At 72.3% G+C, this 15,437-nt stretch carries 15 protein-coding genes; 4 read left to right on the forward strand and 11 right to left on the reverse strand.

The genetic code is table 11. From position 1 onward, the window contains the following. Nucleotides 1-17 precede the first annotated feature (17 nt). From C2142_RS05590 to C2142_RS05615, 6 genes are all read right to left on the reverse strand, one after another. Complete coding sequence (locus tag C2142_RS05590) at nt 18-494, reverse strand: beta-hydroxyacyl-ACP dehydratase (RefSeq protein ID WP_162002412.1); 477 nt, start codon at nt 492-494, stop codon at nt 18-20. Beyond that, nucleotides 491-919 carry a MaoC/PaaZ C-terminal domain-containing protein gene (locus tag C2142_RS05595; RefSeq protein WP_148641356.1) on the reverse strand — a complete coding sequence of 143 codons (429 nt, stop codon included), beginning with the start codon at nt 917-919 and terminating at the stop codon, nt 491-493. The genes C2142_RS05590 and C2142_RS05595 overlap by 4 nt, the downstream gene beginning before the upstream one ends. After that, nucleotides 919-1,659 (reverse strand): 3-oxoacyl-[acyl-carrier-protein] reductase, encoded by a 741-nt coding sequence (gene fabG, locus C2142_RS05600; RefSeq protein ID WP_148641357.1) that lies wholly within the window; start codon nt 1,657-1,659, stop codon nt 919-921. Before fabG ends, C2142_RS05595 begins: the two co-directional genes overlap by 1 nt. A gap of 251 nt (nt 1,660-1,910) precedes the next feature. Further along, nucleotides 1,911-3,431 carry an AMP-binding protein gene (locus tag C2142_RS05605; RefSeq protein ID WP_148641358.1) on the reverse strand — a complete coding sequence of 507 codons (1,521 nt, stop codon included), beginning with the start codon at nt 3,429-3,431 and terminating at the stop codon, nt 1,911-1,913. Continuing rightward, the gene (gene hemA / locus C2142_RS05610; RefSeq protein ID WP_148641359.1) at nt 3,428-4,660 is read right to left on the reverse strand and encodes a 5-aminolevulinate synthase; all 1,233 of its coding nucleotides are present in this window, start codon (nt 4,658-4,660) and stop codon (nt 3,428-3,430) included. Before hemA ends, C2142_RS05605 begins: the two co-directional genes overlap by 4 nt. 121 nt (nt 4,661-4,781) lie before the next feature. After that, nucleotides 4,782-6,356, reverse strand: a complete 1,575-nt coding sequence (locus tag C2142_RS05615; RefSeq protein ID WP_148641360.1) for an AMP-binding protein — start codon at nt 6,354-6,356, stop codon at nt 4,782-4,784. Nucleotides 6,357-6,712: 356 nt separating this feature from the next. Between C2142_RS05615 and C2142_RS05620 the strand changes: the two genes are divergently transcribed. Then, the gene (locus C2142_RS05620) at nt 6,713-7,687 is read left to right on the forward strand and encodes a cytochrome c oxidase assembly protein (protein WP_148641361.1); all 975 of its coding nucleotides are present in this window, start codon (nt 6,713-6,715) and stop codon (nt 7,685-7,687) included. Between the two features lie 90 nt (nt 7,688-7,777). Here the strand turns inward: C2142_RS05620 and C2142_RS05625 are convergent, their stop codons facing one another. Continuing rightward, complete coding sequence (locus tag C2142_RS05625; protein ID WP_162002413.1) at nt 7,778-8,518, reverse strand: TetR/AcrR family transcriptional regulator C-terminal domain-containing protein; 741 nt, start codon at nt 8,516-8,518, stop codon at nt 7,778-7,780. A 146-nt stretch (nt 8,519-8,664) separates the two neighbouring features. Between C2142_RS05625 and C2142_RS05630 the strand changes: the two genes are divergently transcribed. Then, nucleotides 8,665-10,134 carry an MFS transporter gene (locus tag C2142_RS05630; protein WP_148641363.1) on the forward strand — a complete coding sequence of 490 codons (1,470 nt, stop codon included), beginning with the start codon at nt 8,665-8,667 and terminating at the stop codon, nt 10,132-10,134. A gap of 93 nt (nt 10,135-10,227) precedes the next feature. Here C2142_RS05630 and C2142_RS05635 read toward each other — a convergent pair whose 3' ends face one another. From C2142_RS05635 to C2142_RS05645, 3 genes are all read right to left on the reverse strand, one after another. After that, on the reverse strand, nt 10,228-12,447 hold the full coding sequence (locus tag C2142_RS05635) for an NADP-dependent isocitrate dehydrogenase (protein ID WP_148641364.1): 2,220 nt from the start codon (nt 12,445-12,447) through the stop codon (nt 10,228-10,230). Between the two features lie 165 nt (nt 12,448-12,612). After that, nucleotides 12,613-13,023: a DUF4180 domain-containing protein gene (locus C2142_RS05640; protein ID WP_148641365.1), complete on the reverse strand. Its 411-nt coding sequence runs from the start codon at nt 13,021-13,023 to the stop codon at nt 12,613-12,615. Further along, complete coding sequence (locus C2142_RS05645) at nt 13,016-13,453, reverse strand: helix-turn-helix domain-containing protein (RefSeq protein ID WP_148641366.1); 438 nt, start codon at nt 13,451-13,453, stop codon at nt 13,016-13,018. The genes C2142_RS05640 and C2142_RS05645 overlap by 8 nt, the downstream gene beginning before the upstream one ends. A 234-nt stretch (nt 13,454-13,687) precedes the next feature. On the opposite strand from C2142_RS05645, the gene C2142_RS05650 reads away from it, so the two are divergent. Both C2142_RS05650 and C2142_RS05655 read left to right on the forward strand, forming a co-directional pair. After that, nucleotides 13,688-13,978: an SAV_915 family protein gene (locus C2142_RS05650; RefSeq protein ID WP_148641367.1), complete on the forward strand. Its 291-nt coding sequence runs from the start codon at nt 13,688-13,690 to the stop codon at nt 13,976-13,978. After that, nucleotides 13,975-14,289 (forward strand): hypothetical protein, encoded by a 315-nt coding sequence (locus C2142_RS05655; protein WP_148641368.1) that lies wholly within the window; start codon nt 13,975-13,977, stop codon nt 14,287-14,289. Before C2142_RS05650 ends, C2142_RS05655 begins: the two co-directional genes overlap by 4 nt. A 59-nt stretch (nt 14,290-14,348) precedes the next feature. On the opposite strand, the gene C2142_RS05660 is transcribed toward C2142_RS05655, so the two are convergent. Continuing rightward, nucleotides 14,349-15,218, reverse strand: a complete 870-nt coding sequence (locus C2142_RS05660) for a DMT family transporter (protein WP_148641369.1) — start codon at nt 15,216-15,218, stop codon at nt 14,349-14,351. Between the last annotated feature and the right edge of the window lie 219 nt (nt 15,219-15,437).

The raw sequence follows: 15,437 nt of genomic DNA on the forward strand, positions 1-15,437 counted from the left end.
TCTGCTCCGACGTGGCGTCAGGCCTCTTGCGCCGGACTCCCGTTGGGCCGGATGACCGCGATGGCCTCGCCGACCGTCATGACCGGCTCGTCGCCGACGAAGCTCCGGCCGGACAGGAAGGCGTTGGCGCCGACCAGCTGGTCGATCTTCAGCTCGTGCCGGACGGTGTCGCCCGGCTGGACCGGGCGGTGGAACTCGACATTGCGCGCCGCGGCGAATATCAGGGTCCCGTCCAGGCTCTCGCCACGCGTCCTGATGCTTTCCAGCCAGAGCACGGCGCCGCTCTGGCCGAACGATTCGATGAGCAGCGTCTTCGGATAGGAATAGGCGGACCGGCCGAGCCCCTCGGCCATTCCCGCATAACAGGGCTCACTGCCGGAGACGGCCTTGGTGGTGACGATCCGGTCGAACGGATGCCATTCCAGGACGGTGTCCACCAGAAGTATCGGGTGGCGGTGCGGAAGGATTCCCCGGATTGCGGCGTGGTCGATCACCGGCCGCCTCCGTCCACGACCCCGTAGGCCAGCCTCAGTTTCGCCGCGGTGGCGCCGGCGGAATTCCGGCAGCTCGCGTTCACGGTCAGCACGTCGCCGTCGGCGAGAATCGTGCAGGACACCTGGAGCGTGTCCCCCGGGAGAACCGGGGTGGTGAACCGCACGGACCTGACGGTCGTCAGGTCCGCGATCCGGCCGGCACCGAACCGGCGGGCCACGTATTCGTCGACCGCCTGGTTCACCGACTCCATGACGAACACGCCCGGATAGATCGTGAATTCCGGGTAGTGCCCCTCAAGGTACGGGTCGGCGGCATGGACGGCCTTGACCGCGATCACCTCCGTGTCGCCGACGAGCGTGACGCCGTCGACGGCGGCCAGCGGTGCGGCGCGCCTGCGCGGTCGCGTCGCGGGTGTCTCCGGCATCAGAACGCGATTCCGCCGTCGACCTGGATGACCTGGCCGGTGATGTAGGCCGCGCGGTCCGAGACCAGGAACGACACCAGGTCGGAGACGTCCTCCGGCTCGCCGATCCGCTTCATCGGGATCATCCCGAGCGCGGCCTTGCGGGCCTTCTCGCCGAGCCCCGCGGTCATGTCCGTCTCGATGAACCCGGGGGCCACCACGTTGACCCGGACGCCGTACCCGGCCACTTCCTTCGCCAGCGCCCGGCTCATGCCGTGGATTCCCGACTTCGCCGCCGAGTAGTTGCTCTGGGTCGGGTTGCCGAACACGCCGGCGACCGACGAGATGTTCACGATGACGCCGCTCCGGCGCTTCATGAACCCGAACACCACGCTGCGGCAGAAGTTGTAGGTGCCGGTCAGGTTGGTGTCGATGACCGCGTGCCAGTCCGCGGCCGGCATCAGGACCATCGGGTTGTCCTTGACGATACCGGCCGAATTGACCAGACCGGAAATCTCGCCGAGCTTCTCCTCGACGGTCTTGACGAACGCCTGCACCGAATCGAGGTCGGCCACGTCGCACGGCGCGTGGTAGCACTCCACGCCCAGCTCGCGGATTTCCTTCTCGGTCTCCTCGGCCGCGGCGCCGCCGGTCCGGTAGCAGAACGCGATATCGAACCCGTCCGCCGCCAGCTGAAGCGCTACAGCCCGACCAATTCCCCGGGAGCCGCCGGTGACAACCACACAGCCTTGCTCGCTCATTGCTTCTTCGACCCCTTTGATCGCGATGGCAATTTGAATGCTAGGTCCGCCCGGAGGGCCTTCCCCGAGGCTGGCAGGTTCCTGCCATTGGCGGCTTCCGGGGGATCGGCCGCCGGCCCGGGCGGTCTGGACCACGGCCGCGGACACGACGGGACCGCCCGGCCGGTGTCGGCCGGGCGGTCCCGTCGTCCCTGCATGAACTCCAGTACCCGGAAGCGCCTGTGACGCTAAGTCGGGTGACTGACCAGCCGTCAGGCGTAGCGGCTCGCCAGCTCCCGCTTGAGGACCTTGCCGCTCGAACCGAGCGGGAACTCCGCCACGAACTCGACCCGGCGCGGGTACTTGTAGGCCGCCATGCGTTCCCTGCTCCACGCCACGATGTCGCCCGCGAGCGCGGCGCCCGCGTGGTGGCCCGCACGGACCACGACGACGGCGCACACCTCCTCGCCGTGCTTCGCGTCCGGGACTCCGACCACCGCCGCCCTGGCCACCGCCGGATGACCGAGCAGCACCTCCTCGACCTCGCGCGGGTACACGTTGTAGCCGCCGCGGACGACGAGGTCCTTCTTGCGGTCGACGAGGGTCAGGTAGCCGTCCGCGTCCTGCACGCCCAGGTCCCCGGTGCGGAACCAGCCGTCGACCAGCACCTCGGCGGTCTCCCGGGGGCGGCCGAGGTAGCCGGCCATCACGTTGTGCCCGCGCACGACGATCTCGCCGATCTCGCCCCGGTCCAACAACTCGATGCGGCCCTCCACCTCGGCCGCCGCGACCGCGACCTCCACGCCCTCGATGGGCAGGCCCACCGTCCCCGGCTTGCACACCGTCCCGGGCAGGTTGTACGCGACGACCGGGGACGTCTCCGTCAGCCCGTACCCCTCGTGCACCTCGCACCCGAACGTCGTCCGGACCTGTTCGAGGACCGGCACCGGAAGGGCCGAACCGCCGCTGTAGACGCGGGAGAGGCGCGGGGCCCGCGCACCCGCCGCAACGGCTTCGAGCATTCCGTAGTACATGGTCGGGACGCCCATGAAGACCGTGCAGCCGTGCTCGTGCATCAGCCGCAGGGCGTCCTGCGCCCCGAAGCGCTCCATGACGACCATGGTCGCCCCGGCGTGGAAGCACACCGCCATCCCGCAGATCTGCCCGAAGGTGTGCGACAGCGGGAGGGCGCCGAGCAGGACGTCGTCCTCCCCGAAGGCGAACGGCGACACGGCGGTCACCGTGATGTTCGTCAGCACGTTGTGGTGGGTGAGCATCACCCCCTTCGGCCGGCCCGTGGTGCCGGAGGTGTACAGGACGACCGCGAGGTCCTCCGGCGCCCGCTCGACGTACGTGGCGACCGGCTCGGCGCCGGCGTCGAGCCGGTGCGCCGCGCCGTCGGCGTCCCCGACGGCCAGCACCCGGACACCGGCCGCCTCGGCGCTGCGGGCGGCCTCCTCGGGCAGCGCGCCGGCCCACACGAGCGCCCGCGCCCCCGAGTCCCGCAGCACGTGCGAGATCTCGGCCGACCTCAGGGCGGTGTTGACCGGCACGACGACGGCGCCGAGCGCCAGCACCGCGAAGTACAGCGCCGGGAACTCCGGCGTGTTCGGCAGCAGCAGGGCGACCCTGTCACCAGGGCCGATCCGCTCCGCCCGCAGGGCCGCGGCGTACCGCCGGGCCTCCTCCCACAGCTGCGCGTACGAGAGCCGTGCGGTGCCGCACACCAGCGCCGGATGGGCCGGCCGCCGGGCTGCCGAACCGGCCAGCACGGCGGCCACCGACCCGGTCACTTCAGCCAGTTCCGGTCGCTCGCCGAGGGGATCTCCAGTTCCTTCCAGATCCCGCGGAGCGCCTCGGCGAAGTTCTCGACGTCCGCCCGCCCGTGCACCGCGGACGGGGCGATACGCAGGATCTCCTCGCCGGCGCGCACACTGGGCGCGTTGATGGACTGGACGTAGATGCCGTGCTGCTCGAACAGCAGCTGGGACGCCTTCTTGCAGGTCTCGTCGTCGCCGACGAAGGCCGAGACGATGTGCGAGTCCGTGGAGATGAACGGGATGTCGGCCTCGGTGAGCAGCCGGTGCAGCAGCTGCGCGTTCTCCGCCAGCTTCGTCCGCTCGGTCTCGGAGGTCCGCAGGTAGCGGACCGCCGCCAGCGAACCGGCCGCGACGGCCGGCGGCAGCGAGGTCGTGAAGATGAAGGAGCGCGAGAGCGTGCGGACGGCGTCGACCAGGGCGGCCGGGCCGGCGATGTACCCGCCGACCGTGCCGTAGCCCTTGGCCAGGGTGCCCATGACGACCGTGAACCGGTCGGCGATGCCCTCCCGCGCGGCTATGCCGGCACCCTGCGGGCCGTACATGCCGACGGCGTGCACCTCGTCGATGTACGTCGTGGCGTTGTACCGGTCCGCGACGTCGGCCATCTCGGCCAGCGGCGCGATGTCACCCGACATCGAGTAGACCGACTCCAGGACGACCAGCTTCGGGCGGTCGGCGGGGGTGGCCGCCAGCAGCTCCTCCAGGTGGGCGACGTCGTTGTGGCGGAAGACGTGCTTCTGCGCGCCGCTGTGCCGGAGGCCGTCGATGATCGACGCGTGGTTCTTCGCGTCGGAGAAGACGACGGTGTCCTTCGGCATCCCCGCCAGGACGGTGAGCGCCCCGTCGTTGGCCGTGTAGCCGGAGGTGAAGAGGAGGGCGGCCTCCTTGCCGTGCAGGTCCGCCAGCTCCTGCTCCAGCGCGACGTGGTAGTGGTTGGTGCCGCCGATGTTGCGCGAGCCGCCGGAGCCCACGCCGTGGGCGTCGATCGCGGCCTTCATCGCCTCGACGACCTGGCGGTTCTGCCCCATGCCGAGGTAGTCGTTGCTGCACCAGACGCTGATCTGCGAGTCCACGCCGTCCCGCCGGGCGGTGGCGCTGGGGAACTCGCCGGAGCGGCGTCCGATCTCCAGGAACTCGCGCCTGCGCTCGGCGAGGTCCGCAGCGGTGGCGCCGTCGGAATACGATTCCAGATGCAGGTTCATTGCATTCGCTTTCTCGATGTCGATCCCCCGGGAGCCGGATGCGGTGATCCGGGTTCGGGGATCGGGAAACTGGGGTTCGGGATGGCGGGATGCCGGGCTTCCGCGTGCCGGGCCGGGTGGATCAGGCCTCCAGCAGCCGCAGTCGCAGCTTGTCGGGCTTGCCGTTGTCGTTCAGCGGCAGCGCACTGACGAGGCTGATCCTCTCGGGCGCGTGCAGCACCGACAGCGACTCGGCGAGGTGCGCACGGACGGCCTCCGTCCGGACCTCCGCCGCCGGGTCGCAGACCAGCGTCGCGTGCAGGTGCTCGGCGCCGTCCCGGTCCTGCACGCCGTAGACGGCGGCGTGGCGGACGCCCGGCAGTGAGAGGATCTCCCGCTCGACCACCGTCGGATGGACCTTGACCCCGCCGACCTTGACCACGTCCGCCACCCGGCCCAGCAGGTGGAGGTAGCCGCGTTCGTCGGAGTAGCCGATGTCCCCGGTGAAGTACCAGCCGTCCCGGAGGACCTTCGCCGTCCGCTCCGGGTCTCCGGTGTAGCCGTCCATGAGGTGCGGTGAACGCACCCGGACCTCGCCGACCTCGCCGGTCGCCACCGGCTCGCCGGTGTTCGGGTCGCCGACGACGACCTCCACCTCGGGGAAGGGGCGCCCCACGGTGGTCGACAGCCACGGGTCGTAGTGGTCCTCGCGGCGCAGCGAGGTGATGCGGCCGGTCTCCCCGGTGCCGTAGGCCTGCACCATGACGGGGCCCAGGATGCGGACCGCCTGCGCGATCCTGGCGGGCGCCGCCGGGCTGCCGCTGTAGATCAGCCGCTTCAGCGAGGACAGGCCGCCGGAGGCGAGGTCCAGGGCGCCGCGCTCGTCCAGGTGGTCGAGCAGCTGGAACAGCTGGGTCGTCGCCAGGAAGGTCCACGAGATCTCCTGCTCGGAGACGGCCGCGACGAACCGCCCGGCGTCGAAGGCCTCGTGGAGGTGGATCTCCCCGCCCAGGGCGAGGGCGGCGTCGGCCATCGCGGCCACGGTGTGGCTCAGCGGGGTCGTCACCAGCAGCTTCACGGACTCGGCCGCGCGGTCGGCCGCCACCATCCCCCGGACCGAGCCGTTCCAGACCCGGCCCGCCAGCCGGATGCCCTTCGGCCGTCCGGTGCTCCCGCTGGTGAAGCTGATCACCGACAGGGCCTGCGGGTCCCACGGCGCGGCGGTGGGGGCGCCGGCCTCGGCGGTGCCGCCCGCCGCGCCGGCGCCGGCGCGGCGGACGCGCGTCACCGGGAGTCCGCCGGCGCCCTCGGCGAGCTCCAGGGCGCGCTGCGCGCTCTCGTCGTCCGCGTAGACCGTCACGGCCGCGGTGTCGCGCAGGATCTGGATCTGGTGGGCCGGCGGAAGGATCGCCGAGCTGGTCCCCGGATTGGTGGAGCGCAGGTAGCAGACGGCGCCGCCGAGCAGGTGCGCGGCGTACCGCGCGGTGAGCATCTCGGGGCTGTTGGGGGCGACCAGGACGGCCACGACGTCCCCCGGTCCCACGCCGCTGTCCCGCAGCGCGCGGAGGGTGCCGGTGACGGACCGGATCAGCTCACCGCCGGAGAGCGCCTCGCCCCGCCAGTGAACGGCGGGGCGGTCCGGCGCCGCCGCGAACACCGAGAGGATGTCCGCGACGTAGCTGTCGCTCTCGGTCCACCAGTGGTCCTGTGGGGTCATGGCCCTGCCTCTCGATGTGAACCCCCGGCGGATCTCGGTCTGCTGCCCGGGTGCGTTCCGATCCTTCCGGCCGGGAAAGGCCCGGGAAAGAACGTTCGGGCGGCTTGACCGGCGCCTCGGAAGGGGCGCGCGACCGGGGTAGCCGAACGGGTACCCCGGTCGGGCGGCCGGGTCGTGCGGTGGGGATGGCCGGGCGGCCGAGCGGGCCGGCGGGCCCGCGCGGGGCGGGGGCCGGGGAAAGCACCGGGGTAAGGCCCGCCTACTCTGTATGCCGAAGCAAAACGGGCGAACCGGACCCGTCCGGGGGCCGCGACGAGGGAAAGCAGGACCCGCCCATGGGCGACGGAATGTCAGGCATGCACCACCACGGAGGGATGACGGAGCTGGGGCCGTTCTCCCTCTCCAACGTCATGACCTGGTCCCCCGACTGGGTGTTCCTGATCGGCGGCCTGGTCGCGCTGGCGCTGTACGGGACGGGCGTGGTGCGGCTGTACCGGCGCGGCGACCGCTGGCCGATCGGCCGGGCCGTCGGCTGGGTGGCGGGCGTCGGCTCGGTGATCCTGGTCACCTGCACCGGGCTGAACGACTACGGCATGGTGCTGTTCAGCGCGCACATGATGCAGCACATGGTGCTCTCGATGCTGTCACCGATCCTGCTGCTGCTCGGCGCGCCGATCACGCTGGCGCTGCGGGCGCTGCGCCCGGCCGGGAAGGGGCGCCCCCGCGGGCCGCGCGAGCTGCTGGTGGCGCTGCTGCACAGCACCTACGTCAAGGTGATCTCGCACCCGGCGTTCACCATTCCGCTGTTCATCGCGAGCCTGTACGGGGTGTACTTCACCCCGCTGTTCGACTTCCTGATGCAGTACCGCCTCGGGCACATCTTCATGATGGTGCACTTCCTGGCCACCGGGCTGGCGTTCTTCTGGCCGATCATGGGTGTGGACCCGGGCCCGAACCGCCCCGGCCACGTGATGCGGATCATCGAGCTGTTCATGGGGATGCCGTTCCACGCCTTCTTCGGCGTGGCCGTGATGATGGCCGCCCACCCGCTGGTGACGACCTTCACCGAGGCCGGCGCGCCGCCCGGGACCAGCCTCCTGGAGGACCAGAAGCTGGCCGGCGGCATCACCTGGGCGTTCGGCGAGATCCCGACCGCGATCGTGCTGATCGCGCTGGTCTACCAGTGGATGCGCTCCGAGCAGCGGGTGTCCCGCCGCCGGGACCGGGCCGAGGACCGCAGCGGCGACGCCGAGCTGGCGGCGTACAACGCGTACCTGGCCTCGCTGGACAAGCGCGGCCGGCGCCCGGCGTCGGCGGCCGACGCCGGCTGAGCCCCCACCGCCCACCGAGGAACCCTCCGCCCGACGCCCGGGCGGGGGGTTCCGTCGTTCCCGGGGGCCGCCCGGCGGCCCGTCAGCCCGTCAGCCCGTCGGTCCGCCGCCCTGCCCGGCCCCGCCGCTCTGCCGGGCGAGGCCGGCGACCAGGATGTCCAGGCCGAACTCGAAACGCTCGTCGCCGACGTTGCGGGTGAGCGCGGCGGCCATCGAGGTGATCATCGGGTAGCGGTCGGCCGGGATCGTGCCGAAGTACTCCCGCACCCGTCCGGTGTAGGCCTCCGCGTCGGCCTCGGTGTGGGCGCTGCGGGTGGACGCCTCGAAGGTGGTCGCGGTGGTGTACAGCCCGAGCAGGTCCACGCCGTACGCGGCGGTCTGCTCGTCCAGCCCTCCGGCGCGCAGGATGCCCAGCATGGTGTCGGCGATGTCCATGGCGTGCGGGGTGACGGGGACGTTCGCGACCACGGCGGCCTTGGCGAGGTCCCGGTGGCCGAGCAGGACGTCCCGCGAGCGGCGCATCAGCCGCTTGAGCTGGTCCTCCCAGTTGGCCGGGTCCGGCTCTTCGAGGGCGATCTCGGAGTACGCCAGGTCGAGGACGAGCTCGACCAGCTCGTCCTTGTTGCCGACGTGGGCGTAGAGGCTGGCGGCGCCGGTGCCGAGCTCCTGGCCGACCCGGCGCATGCTCAGCGCGTCCATTCCCTCGGTGTCGACGATCCGCAGGGCGGCCTCGACGATCCGCTCGCGGCTCAGCGGCTGGCGCCTGGACGCCGCCTTCTCCTTCTCCTGCCAGTGCGCCGACCAGCTCGGACGCGGGGCGGCACTGGTCATGGAGGGCTCCTTCGTGGTCGTTGACGGGTCCCACACTACTTGACACGAACACTGTTCCATGGGAGAACACTGTTCGCCGCAAGGAAACAGTGTTCATTAGGGCGAACGTGGTTCGTTCAGCTCATATCTCCCCGGAGAGCCCTCCCATGACCAGTCAGACCGCCCCACCCCGACCCGCCACCGAGGCCGCCGAGCCCGAACCGGCCGGCTACCGGCTGCGCTGGGCCGCCCTCGCCGTGATCCTGGCCGCCGAGGTGATGGACCTCCTCGACACCACGATCGTCGGCGTCGCCTCCCCCGCCGTCCAGCGCGACTTCGGCGGCAGCGACGCGCAGATCCAGTGGATCTCCGCCTCCTACACGCTCGCCTTCGCCGTCCTGCTGATCACCGGCGCCCGGCTCGGCGACCTCCTCGGCCGCAAGAACCTCTTCGTCGCCGGCGCGGCCGGCTTCACCCTCGCCTCGGTGCTCTGCGCCGCCGCGCCCGGCCCGGGCACGCTGATCGCCGCCCGGACCGTCCAGGGCCTCTTCGCCGCCCTGCTGATCCCGCAGGGGCTCGGCCTGATCAAGGCGATGTTCCCGCCGAAGGAGACGGGCGCCGCGTTCGGCCTCTTCGGCCCGGTCCTCGGGCTCTCCTCCGTCCTCGGGCCGACGCTGGGCGGCTACCTCACCGACGCCGACTGGTTCGGCACCGGCTGGCGGATGGTCTTCCTGATCAACCTGCCGCTCGGCCTGCTCGCGGTGCTCGCCGCGGTCAGGATCCTGCCCGCCGACCGCACCCCCCGCACCGCCGGCGCCGGCCGGCTCGACCCGGTCGGCGTCCTGGTGCTCAGCGCCGCCGTCCTGCTGCTGGTCTACCCGCTGGTGCAGGGGCGCGAGCTGGACTGGCCGCTCTGGACCTACCTGTCCATGGCCGCCTCGCTGCCGGTGCTCCGGCTCTTCGTCCTCCACCAGCGCCGTGTGCTGCGGCGCGGCGGTACCCCGCTGATCGAGCCCTCGCTCTTCGCCAAGCGGGCCTTCACCTCGGCGCTCGCCACCGGGCTGGTCTTCTTCGCCGCGCTCTCCGGCCTGCTGCTGACCTTCACCCTCTACCTCCAGCTCGGCCTCGGCTGGACCTCGCTGCACTCCGGCCTCAGCATGATCCCGCTCTCGCTGGGCATCGTGGTCGGCGCGATCCTCTCCGGGGGCTTCCTCGGCCCGCGGTTCGGCCGCCGGGTCCTGCACGCGGGCATGGCCGTCGCCGCCGCGGGGTCGCTCGGCCTCTGGGCCTGCGTCGACCACTGGGCCGGCGGCCTGACCAGCTGGGAGCTGATCCCCGCGCTGGCCGCCACCGGGTTCGGCCTCGGCCTGATCATGGCGCCGTTCTTCGACATCGCCCTGGCCGGCGTCGAGGACGCCGAGACCGGCTCGGCCTCCGGCGTGCTCAACGCCCAGCAGCAGCTCGGCGGTTCGATCGGCGTCGCACTGCTCGGCACCGCGTTCTTCGGCTGGGCCGGCCCGGAGGGCTTCCAGTACGCGGCGGGCCGGACCTTCGGCCTGACCGCCGGCCTGATGGCGCTCGCCTTCCTGGTCGCCTTCCTGCTCCCCCGCCACGCCCGCCCGGAAGGCGGTCACTGACGCCCCGGGTACGCGGGAGGTCCCGGAGTCCTGTGCGGACTCCGGGACCTCCCCGTTCAACCGGGCCTGGATCAGCGTTCAACCGGGCCTGGATCAGCCGAGGTTGGCCAGCGCGTCGTTGAAGGTCTTCGACGGGCGCATCGCGGCCGCGGCCTTGGCCGGGTCGGGCTGGTAGTAACCACCGAGCTCGACCGGGGAGCCCTGGACGGCGATGAGCTCCTCGACGATGGTCTGCTCCTGCTCGGACAGCGCCTCGGCCAGACCCGCGAACGCCTGGGCCAGCTCGGCGTCGGCGCTCTGCTGGGCCAGCTCCTGGGCCCAGTACAGGGCCAGGTAGAAGTGGCTGCCACGGTTGTCGATGCCGCCGAGGCGGCGGCTCGGCGACTTGTCCTCGTTCAGGAAGGTGCCGGTGGCGCGGTCCAGCGTGTCGGCCAGCACCTGGGCGCGGGCGTTGTCGGTGGACTGGGCCAGGTGCTCGAAGCTGGCGGCCAGCGCGAAGAACTCGCCCAGGCTGTCCCAGCGCAGGTAGTTCTCCTTGACCAGCTGCTGGACGTGCTTCGGGGCGGAGCCGCCGGCGCCGGTCTCGAACAGGCCGCCGCCGTTCATCAGCGGGACGACCGACAGCATCTTGGCGCTGGTGCCCAGCTCCAGGATCGGGAAGAGGTCGGTCAGGTAGTCGCGCAGCACGTTGCCGGTGACGGAGATGGTGTCCTCACCGCGGCGGATCCGCTCCAGCGAGAACTTCGTCGCCTCGACCGGCGTCTTGATCTCGATCTGCAGGCCCTCGGTGTCGTGCTCCGGCAGGTACTCCTTGACCTTCCCGATCAGGACGGCGTCGTGCGCGCGGCCCTCGTCCAGCCAGAAGACGGCCGGGCTGCCGGTGGCGCGGGCGCGGGTGACGGCCAGCTTGACCCAGTCGCGGATCGGCAGGTCCTTGGTCTGGCAGGCGCGGAAGATGTCGCCGGCCTGGACGGCCTGCTCCAGCACCACGTTGCCCTCGGTGTCGACCAGGCGGACGGTGCCCGCGGCCGGGATCTCGAAGGTCTTGTCGTGGCTGCCGTACTCCTCGGCCGCCTGCGCCATCAGGCCGACGTTCGGCACCGAGCCGATGGTGGCCGGGTCGAGGGCGCCGTTGGCACGGCAGTCGTCGATGACGGCCTGGTACACGCCGGAGTAGCTGCTGTCCGGCAGGACGGCCAGGGTGTCGGCCTCGTTGCCGTCCGGGCCCCACATGTGGCCGGAGGTGCGGATCATGGCCGGCATCGAGGCGTCGACGATGACGTCGCTCGGCACGTGCAGGTTGGTGATGCCCTTGTCGGAGTCGACCATGGCCAGGGCCGGGCCGTCGGCCAGCTCGGCCTCGAACGAGGCCTTGATCTCGGCACCGTTGGCCAGCTTGTCGAGGCCGCCCAGGATGCCGCCGAGGCCGTTGTTCGGGTTCAGGCCGGCGGCGACGAGCGCCTCGCCGTACTTGGCGAAGGTCTGCGGGAAGAAGGCGCGGACCACGTGGCCGAAGATGATCGGGTCGGAGACCTTCATCATGGTGGCCTTGAGGTGCACCGAGAACAGCACGCCCTCGGCCTTGGCACGGGCGACCTGCGCGGCCAGGAACTCGTTCAGGGCGGCGGCGCGCATCACCGAGGCGTCCACGACCTCGCCGGCCAGGACCGGCACCGACGGGCGCAGCACGGTGGTGGCGCCGTCCTCGGCCACCAGCTCGATGCGCAGCGAGCCGTCGGCGGCGATCACGGTGGACTTCTCGGTGGAGCGGAAGTCGTTCTGGCCCATGGTAGCGACGTTGGTCTCGGAGTCGGCCGTCCAGGCGCCCATGCGGTGCGGGTGCGTCTTGGCGTAGTTCTTGACCGACGCGGGGGCGCGGCGGTCCGAGTTGCCCTCGCGCAGGACGGGGTTGACGGCGCTGCCCTTGACCTTGTCGTAGCGGGCGCGGACGTCCTTGTCCTCGTCGGTCTGCGGGTCGTCCGGGTAGTCCGGCAGCGCGTAGCCCTGCGCCTGGAGCTCGGCGACGGCCGCCTTCAGCTGCGGGATGGAGGCCGAGATGTTCGGCAGCTTGATGATGTTGGCGCCGGGGGTCTTGGCGAGCTCGCCCAGCTCGGCGAGGGCGTCCTCGATCCGCTGGCCCTCCTCCAGACGCTCCGGGAAGCTCGCGATGATCCGGCCGGCCAGGGAGATGTCGCGCGTCTCCACCTGCACGCCGGCCGTCGAGGCGTAGGCCTGGACCACGGGCAGGAACGAGTACGTTGCCAGGGCCGGCGCCTCGTCGGTGTGCGTATAGATGATGGTCGAGTCAGTCATCGGTACTCCGCTTCACGTCTCCAACGTCTTGATGTCAAGATATCTCGTGATCGCCCCTCCACTCCACCACCCCCCGTCCCGGAGCACACGCCGACGCCCGCCCCGGGCCGTCGGCGGTCAGCTCCACCGTGGTCCCGGGACGGGCGCAGGGCAAACGGAGAGGGCTCAGGCCCGGGTGAGCCGGGCGTCGAACTCCCCGGCGTCGGCGAGGAACCAGAGCTGGTTGCCGCGGTTGCTCTCGACCACGAAGTCGCGCAGGGCGCTGCTGGCGGCCACGTGCTCCGAGATGTCGCCGGTGACGGCCAGGCCGATCCGGTAGTTGACGAACTTCTGCACGATGCCGCCCGCCACGCGGGTGCTCAGCCGGAAGAAGTCCTCCCCGAGGCGGGCGGCCGGGACGACGACCCAGGTGGCGTCGCGGCCCATCGCGTCGCCGATCAGGTCCATCGCGTCCCGCTCGCCGCCGATCACCGTGCCCTCGGCGGGCAGGCGCAGGACGGTGGTCCCGGCGATCTCGACGACCTCGGAGCCGGCCACGGTCTCGACGGTCTCGGTGGCCTCGTGGTGCTCAGACATGACGGTTCTCCCTGATCAGCGCATTGATGAGGACGAGCAGCTCGGCGGTGTCGGCCAGCCCGCCGAAGACGATCACCTTGAGCGTCGAGCGCTCCTCGTCGTGGACGGTCTGGAACTTGAGCGGCCGGCCGCCCTCCCGGGGGCCGGAGATCGCCGCCATCACGGTGCTGGCGAGGCGGGCCGCCTCCCGGGTGCCGATGCCGTCCACCTGCACGATCGTGGACGCCTCGGCACGGAGCTCCGGCGCGACGACGGCCGGCGCGGGCACCGCCGGGGCGCCGGTGAACGCCGCGAGGTCCTCCGCGGTGATCCGGTACTGCTTGCCGATCCGGGCCGCCTTCAGCCGTCCGTCGCGGACGTAGCCGCGCACGGTGCGGACGTGCAGCCCCAGCAGCTCGGCCACCTGTTCCACCGAGTAGTACTGCGGCATCGGACGCCACCTTCCCCGAGCCCCTCTATCACTCCGCAAACTACCATGACGGCACCAGTTATAGGGAAGAATAAGGAGCGTTGGATCCGTCGCTGCGGCGCCACCGTCAGAAGCCCGTCAATACGGCACCCCATTCGGTCAACACCGCGTCAGGACGGCGACCGGTGGCCCGCGGACGCCCTAGCGTCGGAGGAGCAGTTCCGGCAGGCCCCTCCACCACCCGGGAGCACCCGCATGGCCCGCGTCGTCTGGCACGTCCCGGTCACCGTCACCGGACGCACCACCGCCCTCCGGCTCTTCCGCCTCCGCGACGGCCGCCGCTGCGCGGTCGGCTTCAGCTCCGCCGCGGCCCTGACCGCCCTGCTCGGGCCGGACCAGGCGACCACCGAGCTCGGGGAGCCGGCACTGCGCGCGCTTGCCGCACCCCTCGGCATCGACACCCTGGTGCTGGACCCGCGCCTCGTCGCGCCGCCCGTCCCCGGCACCGGCTCCCCCGCCCCGACGGCCGTGCTCCAGACCCGGTGACCGCCCTCCGGCTGCTCCCGGGCGGCGACCCGGAGCCCGGGGCGGCCCGGTCCCTGCACGCCCTCGCCCGGATCCGCTTCGGCCCCGTCCCGCTCGACTTCGACCGGCTGGCCGCCGAGTTCCCCGCCGTGCAGAGCGGGCTCGCCCTGGCCGGGGACGCCGACCTCGAACTCCGCCTCGCCTGCACCGGCCCCGAGGAGTTACGCGCCGTCTCCACGGCCCTGCTGCGCGCGGGCGCCGCCCACGTCCGGATCGACGTCGTGCTGCGGGCCCTCGTCCCGCGGCCGCCGACCCTGCGGCCGGTGCCGTAGGACGGACCACACGGCCCGCGCCCGCCCGCGCCCCGCCGGGGGCACGGGCGGGCCCGCCGTCAGCCGCCCTCGCGGGCCAGGGCGGCGATCGCCGCGAGCAGCAGCGCGGAGCCGGCCGCGAGGGCCGGGGTGAGCGGCTCGCCGAGGAGGGCGACGGCGATCAGGGCGGCCGTCGCCGGCTCCAGCAGGACGAGCACGGAGGCCGTCGTGCCCGGGACGGCGGCCAGGCCGGCGAAGTACCAGCGGTAGGCGAGCAGGGTAGGCACGGTGCCCAGGAAGAGCAGCGCGCCCGCCGTCAGGACCGGGTCACCCGCCGCCGGCAGCACGCCGCCCTCGACGAAGGCCGTCGGCAGCAGGCAGAGCAGGCCGGTGGTGAACGCGCCGGTGGTCGCCCGCGCCGACCCGCCGCCGCGTGCCCAGAGCGTGAGCCCGCTCTGCCCCGCGCCCGCCAGCACGGCGAGCGCGACACCGAGGGCCGGACGCGGGCCCGCCGCCGGCGCGGCGACCAGCAGCGCCAGCCCGCCCAGCGCCGGCACGGCGGCGGCCGCCGCCCGTGCGGTGAGGCGCTCGCCGAGCAACAGGTGGGCGCCCAGGCTGGTCAGGACCGGCCCCGCGCCGATGGTGACCAGCGTGCCGAGGCCGAGACCCGCGTACTGCACCGAGCCGAAGTAGGCGCACTGGCTGACGGCCAGCCCGAGCCCGGTGAGCACGGTCGCCCGCCGCGGCCCCGCGGCTTCGCGCGCGCCCGCCGGCAGCAGGGCAAGGCAGAGCGCCGCGACGCCGAAGCGCCAGCAGCAGACGGCCACCGGGCCGAGGCCGCTGGTGCGCAGCAGCAGTGCGGCCACGGCGCCGCCCACGCCCCAGGCGACGGCGGCGGCCGAGATGGACAGCAGGCCGTGCCGGAACGGCACGGCGGCATGAGTGGTCATGCGTCGGTTCTCCACGATGGGGTACTGGATGAGGTCCGCCGGTCGCGCGGGCGGCATCCACCGGCCCGGTGGCGGCAGGGCCGCCGGGCTGGGATTCGTGGAGGGGGCCGCCCGCTAGCCCCATCCTTCGCATGTAGCTGTTTCGGATGAACTGATGATGTGGCCGGTACCTCGGCGGGGGTGGGTCGTTGGGTAGGGCGTGTCGATATCTCGTTCGCG

The sequence above is a fragment of the Streptomyces sp. CB01881 genome, assembly GCF_002953255.1.
GTDB lineage: Bacteria > Actinomycetota > Actinomycetes > Streptomycetales > Streptomycetaceae > Kitasatospora.